The following is a 21016-nucleotide window of genomic DNA, read 5'->3' as shown; positions in this document are numbered from 1 at the left end:
CCCCCTTATGCAAAACGTTTGGCAGCGGGTCGCGGGCAGCGTAACCCCGCCAAAATGCGAGAGGCAACCACGTCTTGTCCGGGCCGGCGGCGGACCGTACGCTGCTCAGCAGCGACATCGCAAAACGTTTTGCAATCTCGCGATCCGAACGAAGGAGGCGGCACCATGCGTGACGTCCACCCCGTTTCCCGCCGGTCGCTGCTCCTCGGTGCGGCCGGCCTGACCACCGCCGGCGCACTGGGCCTGCCCGGCACGGCCCACGCGGCGCGCACCCGACCACTGTGGAGACTCGCCCGCCCCCACGGCCTCGCCTTCGGCACCTCCGTGGCGACCTGGCAACTCACCGACACCCCCTACCGCCACCTGGTCGACCGGGAAGCCGCCCTGCTCTTCACCGAGGACGACCTGCTCTGGTACCGGCTCAAGCCCACCCCGGTCGCCGACCTCGACTTCAGCTACGCCGACCGGGTGATCGCCTACGCCGAGGCACAACAGATGGCCGTCTTCGGCGCCCACCTCGTCTGGGACGAGGGCTTCGGCGACGGATGGACCGAGGACGACCTCTGGGGCCTGAGCGAACAGCAGGCCCGCCACCTGCTCTTCGGCACCGTCGACGCGGTCGTCCGCCGCTACCGGGGCCGCGTCGGCGCGTGGAGCGTCGCCAACGAGGTCACCAGCCCCGAGGGGCAACGCGGCTACCGCACCGACGTCCCCTGGTGGCAGACGATCGGCCGCCCGTACGTGGCCGAGGCGTTCCATGTCGCCCACGCCGCCGACCCGAACGCCGTCCTCGTGCTCAACGAGTTCGGCTTCGAGACCGTCAACGAGTGGGGCGACGAACCCGGTCCTCGCCGCCGCGCCACCCTCCAGGTCATCGACGACCTGCTCCGCCAGGGCGTACCCGTGCACGCCCTCGGCGTCCAGGCGCACCTGCTCGCCGACCGATTCGCCGACCGCTTCCACGCCCGGGCCTACCTGAACTGGTTCTCCGAAGTCGCCGACCGCGGCCTGGACATCCTCGTCACCGAGCTCGACGTCCTCGACGACGGCCTGCCCGCCGACGTCTCCACCCGCGACGTCGCCGTCGCCGACGTCTACCACCGCTACCTCGACGTCGCCCTCTCCCACCAGGCCGTCAAGGCCGTGATGGCCTTCGGGCTCTCCGACCGCTACACCTGGCTGGAGGAGGACTACCCGCGCGAGGACGGCGCCCCGCGCCGCCCGCTCGCCTACGACGACGACCTGGCGCCCAAGCCCGCCCGCCGCGCCATCGCCGCCACGCTCCGCGGCGCACCGCGTCGCGCACCCCTGCGGAACCTGCTGCCATGACCGCCGACCGTCACGCCCTCGTCGTCCGAGGCGGCTGGGACGGACACCAGCCGGTGGAGGCCACCGACCGGTTCATCCCCTTCCTGCGCGACAACGGATTCACCGTCGAGGTCAGTAACGACCTCGACGTCTACGCCGACCCCGACCGGATGAGCCGCACCGACCTCGTCGTGCAGTGCTGGACCATGGGCACCGCCACCGACGCCCAGATCGCCGGGCTCACCGCCGCCGTCCGCGCCGGCACCGGCTTCGCCGGCTGGCACGGCGGCGTCGTCGACGCGTTCCGCACCTCGACGCCGTACCTGCAGATGACCGGCGGCCAGTTCGCCGAACATCCCGGCGGCTTCGTCGACCACGAGATCGAGGTCGTACCCGCCCGCGCCGACCACCCCGTCGTACGCGGCCTGCACCGGTGGACCCAGCACACCGAGCAGTACTGGATGCTCACCGACTCCGGCAACGACGTGCTCGCCACCACCCGCTTCCCCGCCACACCCGACACACCGTGGCGGCAGGACGTCGTCTCCCCGGCGGTCTGGACCCGCCGGTGGGGCCTCGGCCGGATCTTCGTCTCCACCATCGGGCACCGCGTCGAGGACCTCGACCGCCCGGAGGTCCGCACGCTGACCGAACGCGGCCTGCTCTGGGCCAGCCGCTGACCCGGCGGGGCGCGGGCCGGTCAGCGGCGCCCGGTCCGCGCCCCGCTCGGCGCCGCGTCGAGAATCGTCAGGTAGTGGTCGAGGAACGCCTCCGGCCGCACACCGACCGCCACCTCGTGCGGCGCCGCCGTGCCCTCCGGCGCGGCCCGCCACGCCGTCACGCCCGCCGCCGGCCCACCGTCACCGCGGACCGTCACCTCTCCGGCCGCGAACGCGCACAACGCCGGATCGAAGAGCGTCGCCGCGGCCAGCGGGTCGTGGAACGTGATCTCCGGCCGCTCGGCGAACCACGACGCGGCCATGTCCGCGACCGGGCGCAACAGCGGGCTCGTGCAGTGCTCCAGGAACGCGTCCGCGTCCATCCGCACCCGCGTCGTCACGTCGAGGCCGATCGACCGGTGCACCGGCACCCGCGCCGCGTAGACGCGGGCGGCCGCGTGCGGATCACAGTGGATGTTCCACTCCGGACCGGGCACCGTCGTGAACGCGCCACCCATCAGGACCAGCGACCCCAGCAGCGACGGGATCTCCGGGTCGACGGCGAACAGCAGCGCCACGTTCGTCAGTGGACCGATCGCCAGCAGCGTCACCTCACCCGGGTGCGCCCGGATCGTGCGCCGCAGGAACTCCACCGCCTCGCCGGCCGGAAAGGACGCCTCGTGGTCCCACCGGGGCAGCGCGGCCGCCTGCGGCGGCGGCCCCTGCCGCGGTGGACCGGCCAGCGGCTCGGCGGCCCCCGGATAGATCGGCACCGCCCGACCCGCCGCCCGGCACAGCACGCTGGCGAGGGCGGCCCGCTGCCCCGGCTCGGCGGTGACCGTGGTGATGCCCAGCAGCTCACAGCGCGGCTGCGCCAGCAGGTACGCGAGGCACGCGGCATCGTCGATGTCGTTGCCGATGTCGGTGTCCAGCAGGACCAGAGAGCTCTCCATGGCGGGCTCCATTATCCAAGCGGGCACGTCGGGAACCACCGGAACTTCGGCTCGTGTTCGTCACCGGCAGGGCCACCGGCGCCCGGCCGGAGGCCGGATCGCCGGTGGCCCGCTCAGGCCTCGACGCAGCACGAGTGCCGACCCGCCTCGACGTAGTGCGGGTCGTGCCACCAGTAGCGGGCGTTGTCCGGGTGCGCGGGCAACGGCGCCAGCACCGACGTCGTCGGGCCCGCCGCCATCGCCTGCTCGGCCGCGAACGGGGCGAGCAGCTCGTCCACGTCGTACAGCACTCCGTTGGCCATCGTCTGCCGCACGTTGGCCGCCTCGTCGATGTCGCGCAACGGGTCGCCGCCGAGCACCACCAGGTCGGCGTACATGCCACGCCCGATCTGCCCGAGCGGCTCCTCCAGGAACTCCCCCGGCGCCCGGGTCGCCGTCGTCAACGCCTCGTACGGGGTGATCCCGTACTTCACCATCGCGCGCAGGTTCAGGTGCAGGCTGACCGCGTTGAACGCGATCGGCGAATCGGTGCCGGTGAGGACGCGGCCACCACCGCGGATCACCGCCGCGGCCTGGGCGACCTGCCGGGCCAGGTTCTCCCGGTTGGCCGTCTGGTCGGTGGTCTGCGCGGCCGTGACGGCCGCCTGCAACGCCGCGTACTGCCAGGACGGGTAGAGCGTGCGGACCCGCCGGTCGGTGACCAGCGACGTGTCCTCCCGCAGCAACGTGTTCGCGCCGAACAGCGTCGGCGTGCGCGCCGCCCGCGAGACGGTGAAGATGTCGATGACGTCCTGGTAGCCCGCGCCGATCGCGGTGACCGTACGGGAGTAGCCGAACCGGTTCGTCGCGCCGGTGTGCTCCATGCCGTCGCTGCCGAACGCGAACGCCGGATAGTGGTAGTGCGAGGTGGAGTGCACACCCCTGCGGTGCGACCAGGCGACCACCGCCCGCTGCCACGCCACCGGCAGCCGGACGTACGCCTTCATCAGGTCGTAGTCCAGGGCGCCCGCCCGCTCCAGCTCCAACGCCAGCTGCCGCTCGTCGAACGTGGGGCGCATGAAGTTGTAGTAGATGCGCGCCCCGTCCACGGCCTCCCCCGTGGCGAAGTACCGCGGACCCAGCCGCGCGCCGGACTGGACCGACTCCCGCTCCTCCACCATGTGGTACGCCGGACTGCCCGGCGACCGGGTCGTGGTCACGCCCAGGGAGAGCCACAGCCGGTTCTGCCGCGCGCCGTAGGCGTACCCCTGCATCTCCCGATGGTGGTGCATGTCGACCAGGCCGGGGATCACCACCCCATCGCGCGCGTCGACGATCCGGCCGTCACGGCCGGGCCGGGACTCCTCCACCGCCGCGATCCGGTGCCCCTCGACGACCACGTCGACGTCCGCGCGCAGCCGCCGGCTCACGCCGTCCCACAGACGCCCGGCCCGGATCACCGTGCGACCACGCGGCCGGCTGTTGGTCCACGTCAGCCCCACCGGCACCGTACGCGGCGCGCCGCCCGCCGCCGCCACCAGCCGCAGCCGCCCGTTGTTCAGGTACAGCAGCTCGGTCGAGTCACCGCTCCAGCTCGGCGCGTCGGTCACCTCGTGGGTCACCTGCCGGGGAGTGCCGGCGAAGCCGCCGTCGGGCCGGACGTCCACCACCCACAGCACGCTCGCCACCACGAACGCCATCCGCCGCCCGTCGGGCGACCACACCGGCCCGTCGTCACCCCGCGTCTGGATGGACCGGTGCGGCATCGGGTCGACGTAACGGCCCGCGCCGGTGACCCGGTCGACCACCAGGATCTTGCTGAGCCCCTCCCGGTACCGGGCCGAGTACGGCACGACCGCGGCGAGCGCGATGAACCGGCCGTCGGCCGACCAGGTGGGGCGGCCGGGCTCGAAGGTGGCGGTGAACACCGGCTGCACCCGCCCGGAGGCCACCTCCACCGTGTAGAGCGCGCCGTTCTGGTCGAGGAACGCCAGCCGCTCACCGTCCGGCGACCAGGTGCCGGACACGGCGGCCGCGTCCGGCAGGTCGGTCACCTGCCGCTCGGCGCCGGTGCGCAGGTCGCGCAGCCAGATGTCCAGCTTCCCGCCCCGGTCCGTGGAGTACGACAGGTACCGCCCGTCGGGCGACCAGGCCGGGTCGCACTTCCACCACTGGTCGCGGGTGAGCGGGCGGGGCGGCTGACCGATCGTCATCAGGTAGATGTCGTTGAGCGCGCGGAACGCGACCTGTCGGCCGTCCGGCGACAGCACCGGGCTGCCGATGCCCACCACGGGCCTACGTGCCGTGGAGTCGAAGTCCCGCCGCCGCTTGCGGTAGCGGGGAGTGGCCACCGTGACCGGGGCCACGAAGCCGATGTCCTGGCGGCGGTCGTCGTCGAGGCGACGGCGGCGGATCCGGCCGTCCCCCGTGTAGACGAACTCGCGGGGTGAGCGCCAGGACACCCGGAACGGGTAGGCGTCCTCCCCCGTGACCAGGGGCGCGTCACCGCGCCACAGCTCGCTGCGGCCGTCGAGCAGCCGGTGGTAGACGAGGTCACGGCCGTCCGGAGTCCAGGTCGGGTTGTGCAGGACGGCGCCGGCCGGGGCGGTCACCGCCGTGGTCCGGGCACCACTGTCGAGGTCGACCACGTCGATGCGGGTGTTGGCGACCACGAACGCGATCCGCCGGCCGTCCGGTGACCAGGCCGGCTCGTACTCCTCCAGGTTGCTGTCGGCCACCACCTCGGTCCGGCCGCTGCTCAGGTGGAGCAGGTGGATCCCGTAGCTTCCGGACAGGTCGGACGAGTACGCGATGCGCCGCCCGTCCGGCGAGTAGCGCGGCTCCCGGTGGTCGTACGGGCCGTGGGTGAGCTGCCGCAGCCCGGACCCGTCGGGTCGGATCAGCCACAGGTTGAAGGCGCCGTCGCGGTAGGACTGGAAGGTGATCGTCGAGCTGTCCGGGGACCAGTCGGGCTGGGCGATGTCGAACAGGTCGCTGGTGAGGCGGCGGGCCGGTCCACCGGAGGCCGGCAGCACCCACAGCACGCTGACCAGGTCCATCGCGATCGTCCGACCGTCCGGGGAGAGCTGGGCGGCCACGTCCGTGCCCTGCCGCAGCGCGACCCGCCGCGTCCGGTCCCCCGCGTTCCCGCGCTCGCCCGCCCGGGCCGCGTCCGCGTTGGCGATTCCGCCGCCCGCCAACGCCGCCGCGCCGGCGGCTCCCGCCAGCAGGTCGCGCCTCCGTACTCCGGTCATGATGCCTCCCCGTCGACGGAATAGATCGAATATCTCCGATCCTTGCGGCCGGTGCGGGCGGGGCACAGCACCCGTTCCCGGGCGAGCGGTCAGCGCACACGCAGGAGCGGTGACCGGCCGGTTCCGGTCGTTGAGCGGCAGGTTCGCCCGGCGCCCCGCGTATCGGCGGCGTCAAGAAGTGGCCGTCGGGCGTACCGGGCGCGTCAAGATCCTTGATCGGGGCGGCCGGGCGCGGTGTGCTGGGCAGGTCGGGAGATCCACCCCGACGAGGTGAGGACGACGGTGGTCCCCTCGCTACGGCACGTTCCGCCCGGTTCGCGCAGGTGGCGGGCGGGTGGTCGCGGCCCAGACAGCGCACCATCCGCCCGGCCCGGGCGGCGCGGGCCGAACCCGTCAGTCCCTCCTCCCCGCGGCAGGCCCCGCCGAACCGGCCGGGCCTGCCGCGGTCCGCCCGGAAAGAGATCTCGCGATCGGTGACACGGTTGCTCGACCCCCGGGCGCCACACCCTCTGGGCCATCCTAGGATCCTGGTCGATGTCCGTGCCGCCGTGCGCCGCCCCACGGCCGCGCGGGCACGCCTATCGTGGTCCGATGCCTCTCACCCTCTGCGTGACGCTCTGGGCCGTGGACGGTCGCCAGGCCGACCTGGCCTCCTACGAGGACGACGTCCTGGCCCTGCTCGGGCGGCACGGCGCCCGGCTCGTGGCCCGCGTGCAGAACACCGGGGACACGGCCGCGGAGCCGTCCGAGGTGCAGATCATCGACCTGCCCGGCGAGGACGCGCTCACGGCGTACCTCGACGACCCGGAGCGGCTGGCCATGAGCGCGCGGCGCGACGCCTGCGTGGCCCGCACCGAGATCCTGCGCGTCCGGCACCGCTGACCCGATGGTGTGACCCGCCTCACGGCGGTTCACGGCTGGATCGCGCCACCCGTCTCGTGGTCGTCATCGACGCGGAAGGACGCGCACATGAACAGGATCGTGGTTCTCGGGGCCGGCTACGCGGGGCTGGCCGCGGCGGTGAGCCTGGCCGGGCGCACCCGCGCATCCCCGACCTGCTCGACGGCACCGGCGTGGAGTTCGTGCGGGGTTGGGTCACCGGCGTCGACGCCGCCGCACGACGGGTCCGGATCGACGACGAACGGGAGCTGGAGTACGACAGGCTGGTCTACGCGCTGGGTTCCGTGGCCGACACCGGTGCGGTCCCCGGCGTCGACGAGCACGCGTACACCCTGAACAGCGCGCACGACGCCGAGATGCTCGCGCGGCGGCTCGCGGACCTGGGCGGCGGCACCGTCGTGGTGTGCGGCAGCGGCCTGACCGGGGTGGAGACCGCGGCCGAGATCGCCGAACAACACCCGGGCCTGGACGTGGTGCTGGTCGGCCGGCAGGAGCCGGGCTCGACGATGGGCGCGCGGGCCAGGGCCTACCTGCGCGCCGCCCTCGCCCGGCTGGGCGTGCGCGTCCTCAGCGGCGTCGAGGTCGTCAAGGTGCTGCCCGAGTCGGTGGACCTGGCCGGCGGGGCCGACGTCGCGGCGGACGTGGTCGTGTGGACCAGCGGGGTGCGCGTGCCGCCGCTGGCGGCCGCGGCCGGGCTGCGGGTCGACGAGCGGGGGCGCGTCCTCACCGACGCGACGCTGCGGTCGGTGTCGCATCCGCAGGTGTACGCGATCGGCGACGCGGCCGCGATCGGGCAGAGCTACGGGATGACGCACGGCACCTGCCAGAGCGGCATGCCGACGGGGGTGCACGCGGCGGTGTCGATCGCGCGAGAGCGGGACGGGAAGAGCCCTCGGCGGTTCCGTTTCGGCTACCTCCACTCCCCCGTCAGCCTCGGCCGCCGCGACGCGGTCGTCCAGTTCACCCACCCCGACGACAGCCCCACACGGCTCTGCCTGACCGGTCGCACCGCCGTCTGGTACAAGGAGACGGTGAGCGCGTCACCCTGGCCGTCGTTCGACCGGCTGAAGAGGTTCCCCTCCGTCGGGTCGTTCGGCTGGCGCCGCGGCGGGCGGTACACCCGATGACCGGCACCGTGCCGGACGGGGCCTTCGACGAGCACCGCAACCTGCTCTTCTCGGTGGCGTACCGCGTCCTCGGCACCGCGGCCGACGCCGAGGACGCGGTGCAGGACACCTGGCTGCGATGGTCGGCGGCCGACCGGTCGAGGGTGGCCGACCCGAAGGCGTACCTGGTGCGGATCGTGTCGAACCTGGCGATGGACCGGCTGCGGTCGGCACGGGCCCGGCGGGAGGCGTACGTCGGTCCGTGGCTTCCGGAGCCGATCCTCACCAGCACCGACACGGCCGACGAGGTGGCCGCCGCCGACGCGGTGTCGATGGGGTTGCTGGTGGTGCTGGAGACGTTGACGCCCCTCGAGCGGGCGGTCTTCGTGCTGAAGGAGGCCTTCGGCTTCAGCTACGCCGAGATCGCCGAGGCGGTCGAGCGATCCGAGGCGACCGTGCGGCAGGCCGCGCACCGCGCCCGCGGGCACGTGCAGGCCCGGCGACCACGCTTCCCGGCCGATCGCGCCCGCCAGCGGGAGGTGACCGAGCGGTTCCTCGCCGCCGCCACCGGTGGAGACATCAACACCCTGATGCAGCTGCTCGCCCCCGACGTGACGCTGTGGACCGACGGTGGCGGCAAGGTGCGCCAGGCGATGCGTCCGGTCACCGGCGCGGACCGGGTGGCGGCCTGGTTCGCGGGCATCGCCGCCCGGCCCTACGCCGGCGTCGAGCCGTCCGCCATGAAGGTCGAGCTGGTCGAGCTGAACGGTCGGTCGGGCATCGTGTTCAGCGGTGCCGGCCGGGTCGTCGCCACGCTCACCCTGGACGTGGACTCCGCCGGCACCATCGCCGAGATCCACAACGTCGCCAACCCCGACAAGCTGCGGGCCGTCGCCGCCCGTGCCGTCCACCCCCTCTGACCGGGACCGTCGGGGACCGGGCCGGTGGGCGGGTCGTCGCGATCACGACTCCTGCCCACCGGCCGGGGCCGCCCGGAACCGGCCCGGCTACGGGCTACCCAGGGCGGAGTGGCGCGACTCGCCCCGCCCCGGGCTCAACGCTCGCAGCAGCATCGGCAGTGCCCGGTGCAGTTCCCGCTCCCAGTACGGCCAGCTGTGGGTGCCCGGGCCGTAGAAGTCGGTCTGGACGGGCACGCCCAGCTCCCGCAGCCGGTCGACGAAGTCGACGTTCTCCTGGTGGATGAGCGCCTCCAGGCCGTCGGTGGCCCCCGGCGCGTCGAACGGCCCGCCCGGGGTGCCGTCGCCGGTGGCCACGAAGAGCGCGGTGTGCCGCAGTCGCTTCGCCAGGTGGTACGGGTCGTGGGCCGCCCACACGTGCCGCTGCGCCACCGGGTCGCCCCAGAGGTCGTACGGGTCCAGACCGGTGCGCCCGAAGAACGGCAGCCAGTACGCCGGGTCCCGCGACGGGTGGACGACACCGCTGAAGGACGCCGCCGCCCGGAACATGCCCGGGTTGCGGGCGGCGTACGACATCGCGCCGAAGCCGCCCATCGACAGGCCGGCCACCGCGCGTCGGGTGCCCGCGCCGTACCCACGCTCGATGATCTGCCGCACCTCGCGCAGGTGGAACGTCTCCCACGCCGGTGTGCCGCCCCGGCCGCCGTTCCACCAGTCGCTGTACCAGCCGGCGGCACCCGCCTCGGGCATCACGACGAGGACGTCGCGCAGCTGCGGGATGTCGGCGACGTCGGTCGACCGGGTCCAGCTGACGTACGAGTCGCAGCATCCGTGCAGTAGGTAGAGCACGGGCCAGCGGTCCCACCGGGATCGGACCTGCCACCCGTCGGGCGTCAACAGCCGGACGTTCGCGGTGCCGCCGAGCGCCGGCGACTGGATCGTGAGGTCGACCAGCCGGGGGCCGACGACGCTCTCCCGCACCACGTACGCCCCGTCCGACGTCCGGACGGTCCCGGCCGCGGCGGCGTCCGGGCCGGTCGTGGCCGTGGCCGGACCGGGCGCGGTCAGCCCGGCCAGGGCGAGCCCGACCGCGAGGGCGGCGGCGCGGAGGGATCGTCTCCTCATGGTTCCTCCCGTCTCAGCAGATGTCGCCGAGGTCCACCGCGCGGGCCATCGCCGCGAAGCCGACGTCGCCCGGGTGCAGGTGGTCGCCGGAGTCGTAGGCGGGGTTCAGCCGACCGGGGTCGGCCGGGTCCCGGGTGGCCGCGTCGAGGTCGAGGACGTCGTCGAACTCGCCGGAGGTGCGGATCCACTGGTTGACCGCCTGGCGGTCCGCCTCGCCGGCCTCGCTGTAGTAGCCCGCGCCCTCGTACGGCAGGATCGTGGCGCCGACGACGCGGATGCCCGCCTGGTGGGCCCGCGCGATGAACTGCCGGTAGACCCCGATGAGCTGGGCCGGCTCCAGTGCGCCGCGCGTGCTGCCGATGTCGTTGATGCCCTCCAGCAGCACGACGCTGCGGACGCCGGCCTGCCCGAGCACGTCGCGGTCGAACCTCGCGAGCGCCGAGTCTCCCGCCGAACCGGCGTCGCTCAGCAGCCGGTTGCCGCTGATCCCGGCGTTGAGGACACCGCACTGGCGGGCCTCCGGCCGGGCCAGCAGCCGGTCCGCGACCTGGTCGGGGTAGCGGAGGTTGGCATCGACCGTCGAGACGACCCCGTCGGTGATGGAGTCACCGAAGAACACCACCGATCCGGCCGCGCGGGAGGTGACGTCCACACCGGAGAGGAAGTACCGCGCGGTGTCCAGCGGGGTGTAGGCGCCGCCGGTGTCCGCCGTGGCGTCGCCGGCCGCCCGGAACGAGGTCGCGTAGCCGGCGGGGTGCCAGGTCGTGGGGCCGGTCGGGCCCGGGAGGTACGTGCTGACCACCAGGTCGGAGTCCTTGGCGACCCGCATCCGCACCGGGTCGGACCACCACTCGACCCCGGCCGGGATCGTCACGGACCGCTCGCCCTGGAACGTCACCGGCCGCAGTGCCCGCTGGTCGACCTGCGGGGTGCCGGTGCCACCGGTTCGCGGCGCCACGGTGACCGCCGCGACGGCCAGCGGCGTCGTGCCGTAGACGTTGCTGATGCGGATCCGGAGGCTGTCGCCGCCGATGGACAGGTGCGCCACCTGGCGCAGGGTGGTGTCGGTGAATCCGGTGGCCGAGGTGCCGGTCGTCCTCGGCTCGGCCACGGCCACGGTCCAACTGCCGATCCAGTCGGCGCGGCCGTGCGATCCGGCCGACGCGTTCGCGGGCAGCAGGCCGATCGCGGCGGTGATCACGGCGACGGCGGCGAGTCGGGCTCGTACACGTGTTGACGTCACGGTCAGCTCCTTTGTCGACACTGACGGGCGTCCGTGACGAAACCACCGGTGATGATCCTCTGACAGAGCGTGGAGGCGAACCAGCGCGTCGGCGCGGCGAGCGGACGGTCCGCTGAGCCGAACGGAGAACGCGGATGCGACCAGCGGTCATCGACGTGAGCCGATCGGTTGGGTCTGGTGCCGTACGCCCCGCCGCCGGGTGCGGCGGTCAGTGGCCGCCGGTCCGCCTCACCCGCGCGGCCACCCGCTCGTGCAGCGCGGTCAGTGCCGCGCTCACCGTGACGGTCGGCGGGCGCGCGCCGGTCAACCGCCGCGCCGCCTCCGGCAGCCAACCCAGGTCGGCGTCGAACCGATCACGGGCGGCGCGTACCGCCGCGGCGGGATCGGCGGGATCGAGCCGGCGACCGGCGCGCATCACCGGCACGAGCAGCGGTTCCCGGCCGGTCGGTGCCGGCTCGTCGCGCAGGCCGACCACGTCGCCGCTCGCGCCGGTCGGGTCCCGGAACACCTGCTTCGGGCCCGGCAGGGTGGCCTTGCCGGGAGACAGCTTCAGCACCGGCCGGTCGCCGACCGCGACGAGCTTGTACGCGCTGTCCAGCGACGGCGCGTCGTAGGAGACGCCCATCTTCGTGCCCACCCCGTAGCCGTCGATGGGAGCACCCGCCGCCACCAGAGCGGCGATCACGTCCTCGTCCAGGCTGCCGCTCGCCACGATCCGGGCCCGGGTCAGCCCGGCCTCGTCGAGGATCTCCCGCGCCCGCCGGGCGAGCGCGGCGAGGTCGCCGGAGTCCAGCCGTACGCCGAACGGCCCGGTCAGGCCGAGCTCGGTGACCACGTCGACGGCCGCCCGCACGCCGGCGGGCGTGTCGTACGTGTCGACCAGGAAGATCGGGTCCGTCGGGAAGTCGGTGGCGAACGCCCGGAACGCGGACCGCTCGTCCGGGAACGCCTCGACGTAGGAGTGCGCCATCGTCCCGGACGCGGCGAGTCCGTAGCGGCGGGCCGCCTCGACGTCGCTCGTGGCGGCGAAGCCCGCGATGGCCGACGCCCGGGCCACGCCCGCACCGGCCTCGATGCCGTGGGTACGCCGGAACGCGAAGTCGATCAGTTGGGCGTCGCCCGCGGCGAGCCGGCACCGGGCCGCCTTGCTGGCGATCGCGGTGTGAAAGGTGATCAGGTTGAGCACTCCGGTCTCCACCAGCTGCGCCTCGGCGATCGGCGCGGTGACCTCCAACAGCGGCTCGTCGGCGAAGACCACCCGCCCCTCCGGAACGGCCCGGACGTCGCCGGTGAACCGGAGCGTGGACAGTGCCGTCAGCGTCGGCTGGTCGAAACCGACCACGTCGCGCAGGTAGCTGAGGTCGGCGGTGTCGAACGCGAACTCCTCGAGAAACGTCAGCGCCTCGGCCAGCCCGGCCGCGACCAGGAATCCGCGCCGCGGCGGCAGCCGGCGCGAGAAGAGACTGAAGGTGGCGTGCTCGGTCATGCCACGACGCAGGTAGCTGGCCGCCATCCGCAGTTCGTACAGGTCGGTCCGCAGCCCGCTCATCCCACCTCCTCGGCCACGTGACCACTGTGGTGGATACGGACCCCGGATGCGCGGGAAACGGGATATCCCGGACGGTCCGCGGCCCTATCGGCGGCGAAGACGCAGGCTGAACGGTTGTCCCCGTCGATAGAGACCAGCATGATCGTTCGTGTGCGGTCCTGGCGCGGCCGGGCTGTGAGGCTCGGTGGGCCGCACCGGCGGGTACCAGTCCGTCGTCAGGAGTCCACCGAGGAGGTGACCGGAGGAGCCCATGCAGGGTGAGTTGCAACGACTCGTCGACGCGCTCGCCGCGTACGCGGGTCGGCCCGCGCTGATCGAGGACAGGCGCCAGCGGGTGGTGGTCTACAGCGAGCACACCGGGTTGATGGACGACGTACGGCGGGCGTCGATCCTGCGCCGGCAGACCACTCCCGAGGTGATGGCCTGGTTCCGCAGCACCGGCATCCTGGACGCCCGGGAGCCGGTACGCACACCCGCCTCGGAGGAGCTGGACCTGCTGCCCCGGGTCTGCGTGCCGATCCGCCACCAGGACCTGCTGCTGGGCTTCGTCTGGTTCATCGACCCGGACGGCACCATGGCCGACGCGGACATCGCCGCCACCGGTCTGATGAGCGAACTGTCCCTGGCGCTCTACCGGGAGAACCTCCTCGGCGAGCTGGCCTCCCAGCAGGAGACCGAGGCGGCCCGCACGCTGCTCTCCGACAGTGAGGCGACCCGGGTCCGGTCGGCGCGCTCCCTGCGCGAGGCCGGCATGATCGCCGACGGGCCGGCCACCGCCGTCGTGGCGCAGCTCGTCGCCACCGACGGCGAGCCGCTCGACGAGATCGCCCGGCTGGCGCTGGAGCAGGCGCTGGTCACCACCCGGCGCTGGGTCGGCACCCGGGAGGCGCTGCACCTGGTCCGCGACGACCACGGCGTCCTCCTGCTCACCGGCACCCGCGGCGCCGGGCGCCCCTCTCCCGAGGTCGCCGCCAAGTTGCTGGACGACAACCTGCGGCACGCGACACGGGGCCTCGGCTCGGTCGAACGCACCGTCGTCGGGATCGGGCAGCAGCGTCCGGGCCTCGCGGAGGCGTTCGGCTCGTACGGGGAGGCGCTGCAGTCCGCCCGGGTCGGCGTTCGGCTGCCGGCGCTGGGCACGGTGATCTCCTGGTCCGGGTTGGGCGTCTACCGGGTGCTCACCCGGCTCGAGGGGCGGCACCTGGACATGGCCGACGTGCACCCCGGTCTCGACCGGCTGCTGCGGGAGCAGTCGAGCCCGGTGCTGCTGCGCACGCTGGAGCGTTACCTGGACCTCGCCGGCAACGCCCACGCCACCGCGGAGCAGCTCCGACTGCACCGCACGACGCTCTACTACCGGCTGCAGCGCATCGAGGAGCTGGCCGAGACCGACCTGAAGGACGGCAACGAGCGGCTCTGCCTGCACCTGGCGTTGAAGCTGGGGCGGCTCACCGGCGCGTACCGCCCGGAGGACTGAACGACCGACCAGCCGCGCGGGTGGGCTGGACTACCGGGCGATCGTCAGTGCGAACGAGACCGGGGTCCGAGGCGCACATCGGCGAGATCGACGCCGCCCGGAATTCCTACGACTCGCCGGCCGCCGGCTGATCGACGGAACCGGGGACGGAGGACCGTACGCCGCGACGGCGTGGGCGGGGCGACGACCCTCGTCGCCCCGCCCGTCGAACCGACCGCCGTCAGAGGCCGGCGCGCTCGGCCGCCTTGCGGCCGCCGACGACCGGCAGCTCGATCCGGCTGCTGTCGAAGTGGACGGTAATCTCGGCCTGGTTCTGCTTGGCCCGGCTGCTGTAGCCGGAGTACGAGCCGAGCAGGATCACACCGATCTGGTTGCCGGCCTCGAAGACGTAGTCCTCGGGCAGCAGCGGCACGTCGACACCGTACTTGCGCCCCGGCACCAGCGGGGTCGACGTGGCGAGCGAGTCGATGTTCAGCCCGTCCAGGATGCCCTTGGTGACGAGCTCCTGCGGCTGCTCGGCCACGGTCTTGGTGGTCTGCCGGTAGCAGGCGTCCTCCGCGTGGCCGCCCCAGGTGGCGTCGCCGCCCCAGCAGTCCTCCTCGGTCAGGGTGGCGATGCCGTCGCCCGCGGTGCTGAACCGCGGCCGGGTGCCGTAGTCCACGAGCAGACCGGCGAAGCTGGTGTCCTCGCCGTTCACCGACGCCTTGATCCGCACGACGGGCGTGCCCGAGACGTGCAGCGGGGCCCGCAGCGGCTGGGAGAGGAACACGAGGCGGTTCGCGGTGTTGGCCTGCGGGTCCGAGGGGTGCCGGATGGCGTTGGTCTGGCTCATGCTCGGCGTGTCCGTGAAGGTCCGGGACGCCTTGCCGGGCTGCGGGCGGACCGACAGCGCGCCGGCCGCGCCCTCGGCGCCGGGCCGCAGGAAGACCTGCGTCGGCCGGGCGGCCGGGATCGGCCAGTCGCGGTGGGTCTCCCACACGTCCGGGGCCCGCTCGATGTCGACCCGGGGCTCCTTCATGATCCCGTTCTGGACGCCGTGCAGCCAGTAGTCGAACCAGCGGTGCAGGGTGTCCACCCACTCACCGCGTCGGAAGTCGAACGGGTCGACGTGGCCGGTGCCGGTCATCCAGAGCTTGCGGGGCACGTTGTGCTCGGCGAGGGCGTCCCACCACTTGCTGAAGTGCTCCGGCCGCACGTTGTTGTCGTTGATGCCGTGCACCACGAAGACACTGGCCCGGACGCGGTCGGCGTGCGGCACGTAGTCCCGCTCGGCCCAGAAGTCGCTGTAGTCGCCCGTCGCGTCGTCGCCCGCCACACCCATCTGGTCCCGGACGGGAGCACAGTACGCGCGCCGCTCCGGGTTGGTGACGGTGTTGGCGAGGCTGCCGGAGTAGTTGTTGGCCCGGGTCACCAGGCCGTTGCTGCGCGAGTAGTCGTACCAGCTGGAGATGGCGGAGATCGGCACGATGGTGGTGAGGCCCTTGACGCCGGTGGCGGCGGCCGCGTTGGCGAGGGTGCCGTCGTACGACTTGCCGATCATGCCGGTGCGCCCGTTGTGCCAGTCGGCGACCACCCGCTCCCCGGCGGCGTCGCGGCCCGCGCGCCGCCCGTTGAGCCAGTCGATCGCCGTCGGCGCGCTGATGTTGTCGGCGCGACCACCGGTGACCGGACAGCCGGTGGAGTTGTTCGTGCCGATCATGTCGAGCAGGATCACCGCGTAGCCGCGCGGGACGAAGTAGTTGTCGTAGAAGAGCGGCCACTTGTCGTTGAGGCCGTCGCCGTCCACGTCGGCCTTGCACTCGCTCTCGTTGCCCCGGCAGACGGTCGAGTAGTACGGGCTCGCGTCCATGACCACCGGCACACGCAGGCCCTTGTCGCTGGCCTTGGGCCGGATGATGTCCATGGACACGACGTCACGCGCGCCGTCGCCGTCGGTGTCGACGTCGGAGGTGACGAAGACCCGCTCGCGGATCGCGTCGGCGTAGCCGAACACCGGCTGGGTGACCCCGTCCCGGATGACGGGCCGGAGTCTCTCCGCGGTCGGCTTCGCCGTCGCGACGGCCGCCGGCAGGGCCACGACGGCGGTCATCGCGACCACCACCGACGCTCGCCACCAGCTCCTCGTGGTTGGCATGGTGCTCCTCCCCTGGTCCGGCACCGGCGCGGGGCCGGCCGTCCGGGCAGGGACGGCGGGCCGCCGGTGCGGCAGATGAGCTGAACCCTAGGAATCCGACAGCGGGCGGTCATCGGACAGGTGCGGAAGATGATCGTCGACGTCTCCTACGTCTGTCGAAGGCGTTCCCCACCGGCGGTGACGGTCCCCGCCCCGCGCGCCCCGTCCGTCGCGGCCAGCGGCTCGTGCGACAGGCGTAGGAGCAGCTCCCCCGCGATTCCAACAGGTGCCCGATGACGCGCGGCCCACCCGGCCATAGGTTCGGCCGCACCACCCCGCCGGGTGGAGATCGCCGGCGGCGTGGCCGGACGAGACACGCCACCGGATTTGGCGAGAAGGGCGGGACGTGCGCTCGGCGAGCCCCCACGTGCTACCGCGGTTCATCGGGCGGTTCGTGCTGCCGGCGCTGGTCGCGGCGCTCTTCGCCGCCCCGCTGTGGTTGATGCTCGTCGGGTCGCTCCGGCCCGCCGGCACGCCACCACCGCGCACGCTGGAACTGCTGCCGACCGAGCCGACCGTGGCCGCGTACGCCCGGCTGCCGGAGCTGATCCCGCTCTTCCGTTACCTCGCGAACTCCGCGCTCGTGGTCGCGATCGCCGTACCGGTCACGGTGCTGGTCGCCTCGCTGACCGGCTTCGGGCTGCGGCTGCTCACCCCGGCGGCCCGCCGCCGGGCGGTGCTCGGCCTGGTGGCGGTCCTGCTCGTGCCGGTCACCGCGGTCTGGGCCACCCGCTTCGAGCTGTTCCGGCTCGCCGGAGTCGTCGACACGTACGTCCCGCTGCTGGCCCCGGCCCTGCTCGCCGGCAGCCCGTTCCTCGTGCTGCTGTACGCGTGGGCCTTCGGCGGCGTGCCCGACAGTCAGCTCGCGGCGGCCCGGCTCGAGGGGGCCGGATGGCTCACCGTCTGGCGCCGGGTGGCGCTGCCGCAGGTGCGCCCGGCGACGCTGGCGGTGGCCGTGCTCGCCTTCACGTTCCACTGGTCGAACCTGATCGACCCGCTGCTGTACCTGCACAGCGGCGACCGTTACACGTACCCCCTCGGTCTGCAGTTCCTGCGGCTGCTGAACCCGACGGACTGGCCGCTGCTGATGGCCGGCTGCGTGGTGGCGACCGTGCCGTGCGTGCTGGTGTTCCTGCTGGCCCAGCGGATCCTGTTGCACGACGATCCGCTGGCCGCCCTGAGATCTGGAGGTCGTAGGTGAGCCGATTCCGACGGGCCGTCGCCCTGGTCACCGCCGCGCTGCTGCTCGGCGTGGCCGGCTGCGACAGCGGCGGCGACGCGAAGGACTCCCGGGGCATCACCGTCGTGCTCTTCGGCGACGCCGAGGAGATCGCCGGTTACCGCGGTCTCGTCGACGCGTTCGCCGACGCCCAGCCCGACGTGCCGGTCACGCTCTCGCCGGTCGCCACCCAGGACGAGCTGATGGCCCGGCTGACCACCGCGTTCGCCGGCGGGCGGCCGCCCGACGTGTTCCTGCTGAACTACCGGCGCTACGGCCAGTTCGCCGCGCAGCGGGCGATCGAGCCCGTGCAGTCGTACCTCGACCGCAGCACCGCCCTGGAGGAGAGCGACTTCAGCCCCCGCGCCCTGGACGCCTTCCGCTACGACGGGCAGACGTTGGCCTGCCTGCCGCAGAACATGTCGTCGCTCGTCGTCTACTACAACGCCGACCTCTTCGCGGCGCGCGGCGTGCCGCTGCCGAAGGCGGGCTGGACCTGGGACGACTTCCTCTCCGCCGCCCGTGCCCTGACCGGCGACGGGACGTACGGCGTGGGGGTCGAGCCCTCGGTCCCGCGGCTGGCACCGTTCGTCTGGTCCAACCGCGGCGAGATCGTTGACGACCCGGCCCGGCCGACCACCCTCACCCTCACCCGTGACCCCGCGACCCGCAGGGCCGTCGACTGGTTCCTCGACCTGCAGCTGACGCACCACGTCGTGCCCCCCGACCGAGAGGAGCAGAGCGAGTCGAGCGAGGCACGGTTCCTCCGCGGCACCCTCGGCATGTACCTGAACAGCCGCGTCGCCGTACCCACCCTGCGGACCATCGACGGCTTCACCTGGGACGCCGCGCCGCTGCCCGTGGCGCCCGGCGGGGTGCCCGCGTCGATCCTGCACAGCGACGCGTACTGCATGAGCGCCGGCCTGCCCGACCACGACGACGCGTGGCGGTTCATCGAGTTCGCCATGGGCGAGCAGGGCCAGCGGATCCTCGCCGGGTCCGGCCGGACCGTGCCGTCCCGACTCGACGTGGCCAACTCCCCCACGTTCCTCGACCCGCAGAAGCCGCCGCGGTCGTCGCAGGTCTACCTCGACGCCGAGCCGCACCTGAAGGCCACTCCCCGCACCGGCACCTGGTCACGGGTGGAACGGGAGGCGGACGCCCTGCTCGAAGAGGTCTTCTACGGGCGGGTCGGGCGCGAGGAGGGGCTGCGGAACCTGGAGGAGAAGGTCCGTCCGCTCTTCGCCCTGCCGGTCGGTACGGGTGGCTGAGCGCGGCGCCATCCGGCTGGAGTCGCTGACCCGGTCCTACGGGCGCGTCGTCGCCCTCGACGACGTCGACCTGGAGGTGCGGCCCGGCGAGCTGCTCACCCTGGTCGGGCCGTCCGGCTCGGGGAAGTCGACGATCCTGCGGCTGATCGCCGGGCTCGACCGACCCGACGGCGGGCGCATCCTCCTCGACGGGCAGGACGTCGCCCGGGTCCCACCGCACCGGCGGGCCGTCGCGATGGTCTTCCAGGACTACGCGCTCTATCCGCACCTCACCGTGCTCGGCAACCTGCTGTTCGGGCTGCGCGTGCGCCGGGTCCGCCGCGACGAGGCCGAGCGGCGGGCGCGGGCCGCGGCCGAGCGGCTGGGCATCGGGGACCTGCTGGACCGCTACCCCGACCAGACCTCGGGCGGGCAGCGTCAGCGGGTCGCCCTGGCCCGGGCGCTGCTGCGCGAGCCGGCGGTCCACCTGCTCGACGAGCCACTGGCGAGCCTGGACGCGCCGCTGCGCTTCGCCACCCGCGCCGACCTGCTCGCCCTGCACCGGGACCTCGGCACCACCACCATCCACGTCACCCACGACCAGGCGGAGGCCATGACCCTCGGCGACCGCGTCGCCGTGCTGCACCGCGGCCGCATCCGCCAGGTCGGGCCGCCGCAGCAGGTGTACGACGAGCCGGCGGACACGTTCGTCGCCGGCTTCCTCGGCAGCCCGCCGATGAACCTGGTCCCCGGCGGCGGTGTGCTGGGCGGCACCGCCGACCTGACCGTCGGGGTCCGCCCCGAGGACCTGCTCCTCGACGGGGACGGGCCGATCGAGGCCGTCACCGAGGCGGTGGAGGCGCTGGGCAGCGAGACGATCCTGCTGACCCGCTGCGCCGACGGCACAAGGTTGACCGTCCGCACCGGGCCGCGGCCGGGGGTACGGGCCGGCGAGGCGGTGCGGCTGTGTCCCGACGCGGACCGCCTGCACCACTTCGACGCCGGCACCGGGCGGCGGCGGTGACCTCCGGCCGGGACCGCCCGCCGCTGACCGCGTGGGCGTTCCTCGCCCCGTACGCGGTGGCGGTGGGGCTGCTGATCCTGCTGCCGGCGCTGCTGAACCTCGGCTACGCCTTCACCGACCACGCCGGCCTCACCCGCGACCCGCGGTTCGTCGGCCTGGACAACGTGCGCCGGATGCTCGCCGACGGCTTCCTGCTCGACAGCGTCCGCGCCTCCGCCGTCCACCTGGCGCTGACCGTGCCGCTGCGGCTGCTCGCCGCCGTGGGGCTCGGCCTGCTGCTGGCCGCGCCGCGGCCGGGCGGCCGCTGGTTCCGGGTCGCGGTGTACCTGCCGACGGTCGTACCGGACGTCGCCCTCGCGGTGCTGTTCCTGTGGGTCCTCAACCCGCTCTACGGCCCGCTCAACCAACTGCTCGGGCTCGTCGGTCACCCCGGGTTCAGCTGGCTCTCCGAGCCGGGCACCGCGCGGCTGGGCGTCGCGCTGATGCTGATGTTCCCGATCGGGGAGGGATTCCTGGTCGTGCTCGCCGCCCGGCGGATGCTCGACGGACGGCTCTACGAGGCGGCCGCCCTGGAGGGGTGCGGGCCGTTCGGGCAGCTGCGCCGGCTCACCCTGCCGCTGCTCGCGCCCGTGCTGCTGCTGCTCGCGGTCCGGGACACGATCCTCACCCTCCAGGTCAACTTCGTGCCCGCGTACGTCCTGACCGACGGGCGGCCCGCCAACGCCACGCTCTACCTGCCGGTGTACATCTTCGACCAGGCCTTCGAGTTCTCCGGCTTCGCGTACGGCGCGTTGCTCACGAGCGTGCTCATGGCGGTCACCGCGGTCGTCATCGCGGTCCTGCTGCGCGCCGTACGACGGTGGCGGTTCCTGCGCTGAGC

The 21016-nt window shown here is 73.4% G+C and carries 16 protein-coding genes; 10 read left to right on the top strand and 6 right to left on the bottom strand.

The annotated features are described in order from the left end of the window. Nucleotides 1-165: 165 nt before the first annotated feature. Both SM573_RS16360 and SM573_RS16355 read left to right on the top strand, forming a co-directional pair. Entirely contained in the window at nucleotides 166-1329 is a 1164-nt protein-coding gene (locus tag SM573_RS16360; RefSeq protein ID WP_474616449.1) for an endo-1,4-beta-xylanase, read from the top strand. Continuing rightward, nucleotides 1326-1988 carry a ThuA domain-containing protein gene (locus SM573_RS16355; RefSeq protein WP_474616448.1) on the top strand — a complete coding sequence of 221 codons (663 nt, stop codon included), beginning with the start codon at nucleotides 1326-1328 and terminating at the stop codon, nucleotides 1986-1988. The genes SM573_RS16360 and SM573_RS16355 overlap by 4 nt, the downstream gene beginning before the upstream one ends. A gap of 20 nt (nucleotides 1989-2008) precedes the next feature. On the opposite strand, the gene SM573_RS16350 is transcribed toward SM573_RS16355, so the two are convergent. Together SM573_RS16350 and SM573_RS16345 are read right to left on the bottom strand one after the other, a co-directional pair. Then, nucleotides 2009-2920, bottom strand: coding sequence for a nucleoside hydrolase (locus SM573_RS16350; RefSeq protein ID WP_474616447.1), 912 nt, complete (start codon nucleotides 2918-2920; stop codon nucleotides 2009-2011). Nucleotides 2921-3033: 113 nt separating this feature from the next. Then, nucleotides 3034-6153 carry an amidohydrolase family protein gene (locus SM573_RS16345; RefSeq protein WP_474616446.1) on the bottom strand — a complete coding sequence of 1040 codons (3120 nt, stop codon included), beginning with the start codon at nucleotides 6151-6153 and terminating at the stop codon, nucleotides 3034-3036. A 591-nt stretch (nucleotides 6154-6744) separates the two neighbouring features. On the opposite strand from SM573_RS16345, the gene SM573_RS16340 reads away from it, so the two are divergent. The 3 genes from SM573_RS16340 to SM573_RS16330 all read left to right on the top strand — a co-directional run bounded on the left by SM573_RS16340 (nucleotide 6745) and on the right by SM573_RS16330 (nucleotide 9079). Beyond that, nucleotides 6745-7035 (top strand): hypothetical protein, encoded by a 291-nt coding sequence (locus SM573_RS16340; protein ID WP_474616445.1) that lies wholly within the window; start codon nucleotides 6745-6747, stop codon nucleotides 7033-7035. Between the two features lie 191 nt (nucleotides 7036-7226). After that, a complete protein-coding gene (locus SM573_RS16335; RefSeq protein WP_474616444.1) occupies nucleotides 7227-8180 on the top strand; it encodes an NAD(P)/FAD-dependent oxidoreductase in 954 nt (317 codons plus the stop codon). After that, nucleotides 8177-9079: an RNA polymerase sigma-70 factor gene (locus tag SM573_RS16330; protein WP_474616443.1), complete on the top strand. Its 903-nt coding sequence runs from the start codon at nucleotides 8177-8179 to the stop codon at nucleotides 9077-9079. The genes SM573_RS16335 and SM573_RS16330 overlap by 4 nt, the downstream gene beginning before the upstream one ends. A gap of 87 nt (nucleotides 9080-9166) precedes the next feature. Here SM573_RS16330 and SM573_RS16325 read toward each other — a convergent pair whose 3' ends face one another. The 3 genes from SM573_RS16325 to SM573_RS16315 all read right to left on the bottom strand — a co-directional run bounded on the left by SM573_RS16325 (nucleotide 9167) and on the right by SM573_RS16315 (nucleotide 12993). Next, nucleotides 9167-10201 (bottom strand): alpha/beta hydrolase, encoded by a 1035-nt coding sequence (locus tag SM573_RS16325; protein ID WP_474616442.1) that lies wholly within the window; start codon nucleotides 10199-10201, stop codon nucleotides 9167-9169. Between the two features lie 13 nt (nucleotides 10202-10214). Continuing rightward, nucleotides 10215-11444 carry an SGNH/GDSL hydrolase family protein gene (locus tag SM573_RS16320; RefSeq protein ID WP_474616441.1) on the bottom strand — a complete coding sequence of 410 codons (1230 nt, stop codon included), beginning with the start codon at nucleotides 11442-11444 and terminating at the stop codon, nucleotides 10215-10217. Nucleotides 11445-11652: 208 nt separating this feature from the next. Then, nucleotides 11653-12993 carry a nicotinate phosphoribosyltransferase gene (locus SM573_RS16315; protein WP_474616440.1) on the bottom strand — a complete coding sequence of 447 codons (1341 nt, stop codon included), beginning with the start codon at nucleotides 12991-12993 and terminating at the stop codon, nucleotides 11653-11655. 250 nt (nucleotides 12994-13243) lie between these two features. Here SM573_RS16315 and SM573_RS16310 point away from each other — a divergent pair, with 250 nt between their 5' ends. After that, on the top strand, nucleotides 13244-14470 hold the full coding sequence (locus tag SM573_RS16310) for a PucR family transcriptional regulator (protein ID WP_474610139.1): 1227 nt from the start codon (nucleotides 13244-13246) through the stop codon (nucleotides 14468-14470). A 220-nt stretch (nucleotides 14471-14690) separates the two neighbouring features. Here SM573_RS16310 and SM573_RS16305 read toward each other — a convergent pair whose 3' ends face one another. Then, nucleotides 14691-16604, bottom strand: coding sequence for a Xaa-Pro dipeptidyl-peptidase (locus tag SM573_RS16305; protein ID WP_474616439.1), 1914 nt, complete (start codon nucleotides 16602-16604; stop codon nucleotides 14691-14693). Nucleotides 16605-17010: 406 nt separating this feature from the next. Here SM573_RS16305 and SM573_RS16300 point away from each other — a divergent pair, with 406 nt between their 5' ends. The 4 genes from SM573_RS16300 to SM573_RS16285 are packed head-to-tail and all read left to right on the top strand — an operon-like array spanning nucleotide 17011 to nucleotide 21014. Next, nucleotides 17011-17844 (top strand): carbohydrate ABC transporter permease, encoded by an 834-nt coding sequence (locus SM573_RS16300; protein ID WP_474610141.1) that lies wholly within the window; start codon nucleotides 17011-17013, stop codon nucleotides 17842-17844. Continuing rightward, the gene (locus SM573_RS16295) at nucleotides 17841-19133 is read left to right on the top strand and encodes an ABC transporter substrate-binding protein (protein WP_474616438.1); all 1293 of its coding nucleotides are present in this window, start codon (nucleotides 17841-17843) and stop codon (nucleotides 19131-19133) included. The genes SM573_RS16300 and SM573_RS16295 overlap by 4 nt, the downstream gene beginning before the upstream one ends. Then, a complete protein-coding gene (locus tag SM573_RS16290) occupies nucleotides 19126-20136 on the top strand; it encodes an ABC transporter ATP-binding protein (RefSeq protein ID WP_474616437.1) in 1011 nt (336 codons plus the stop codon). Before SM573_RS16295 ends, SM573_RS16290 begins: the two co-directional genes overlap by 8 nt. Next, nucleotides 20133-21014: a carbohydrate ABC transporter permease gene (locus SM573_RS16285; RefSeq protein WP_474616436.1), complete on the top strand. Its 882-nt coding sequence runs from the start codon at nucleotides 20133-20135 to the stop codon at nucleotides 21012-21014. The genes SM573_RS16290 and SM573_RS16285 overlap by 4 nt, the downstream gene beginning before the upstream one ends. Nucleotides 21015-21016 lie beyond the last annotated feature (2 nt).

This window comes from Micromonospora xinjiangensis, from assembly GCF_056150165.1.
This window is presented reverse-complemented; position numbering and strand designations above follow the sequence as displayed.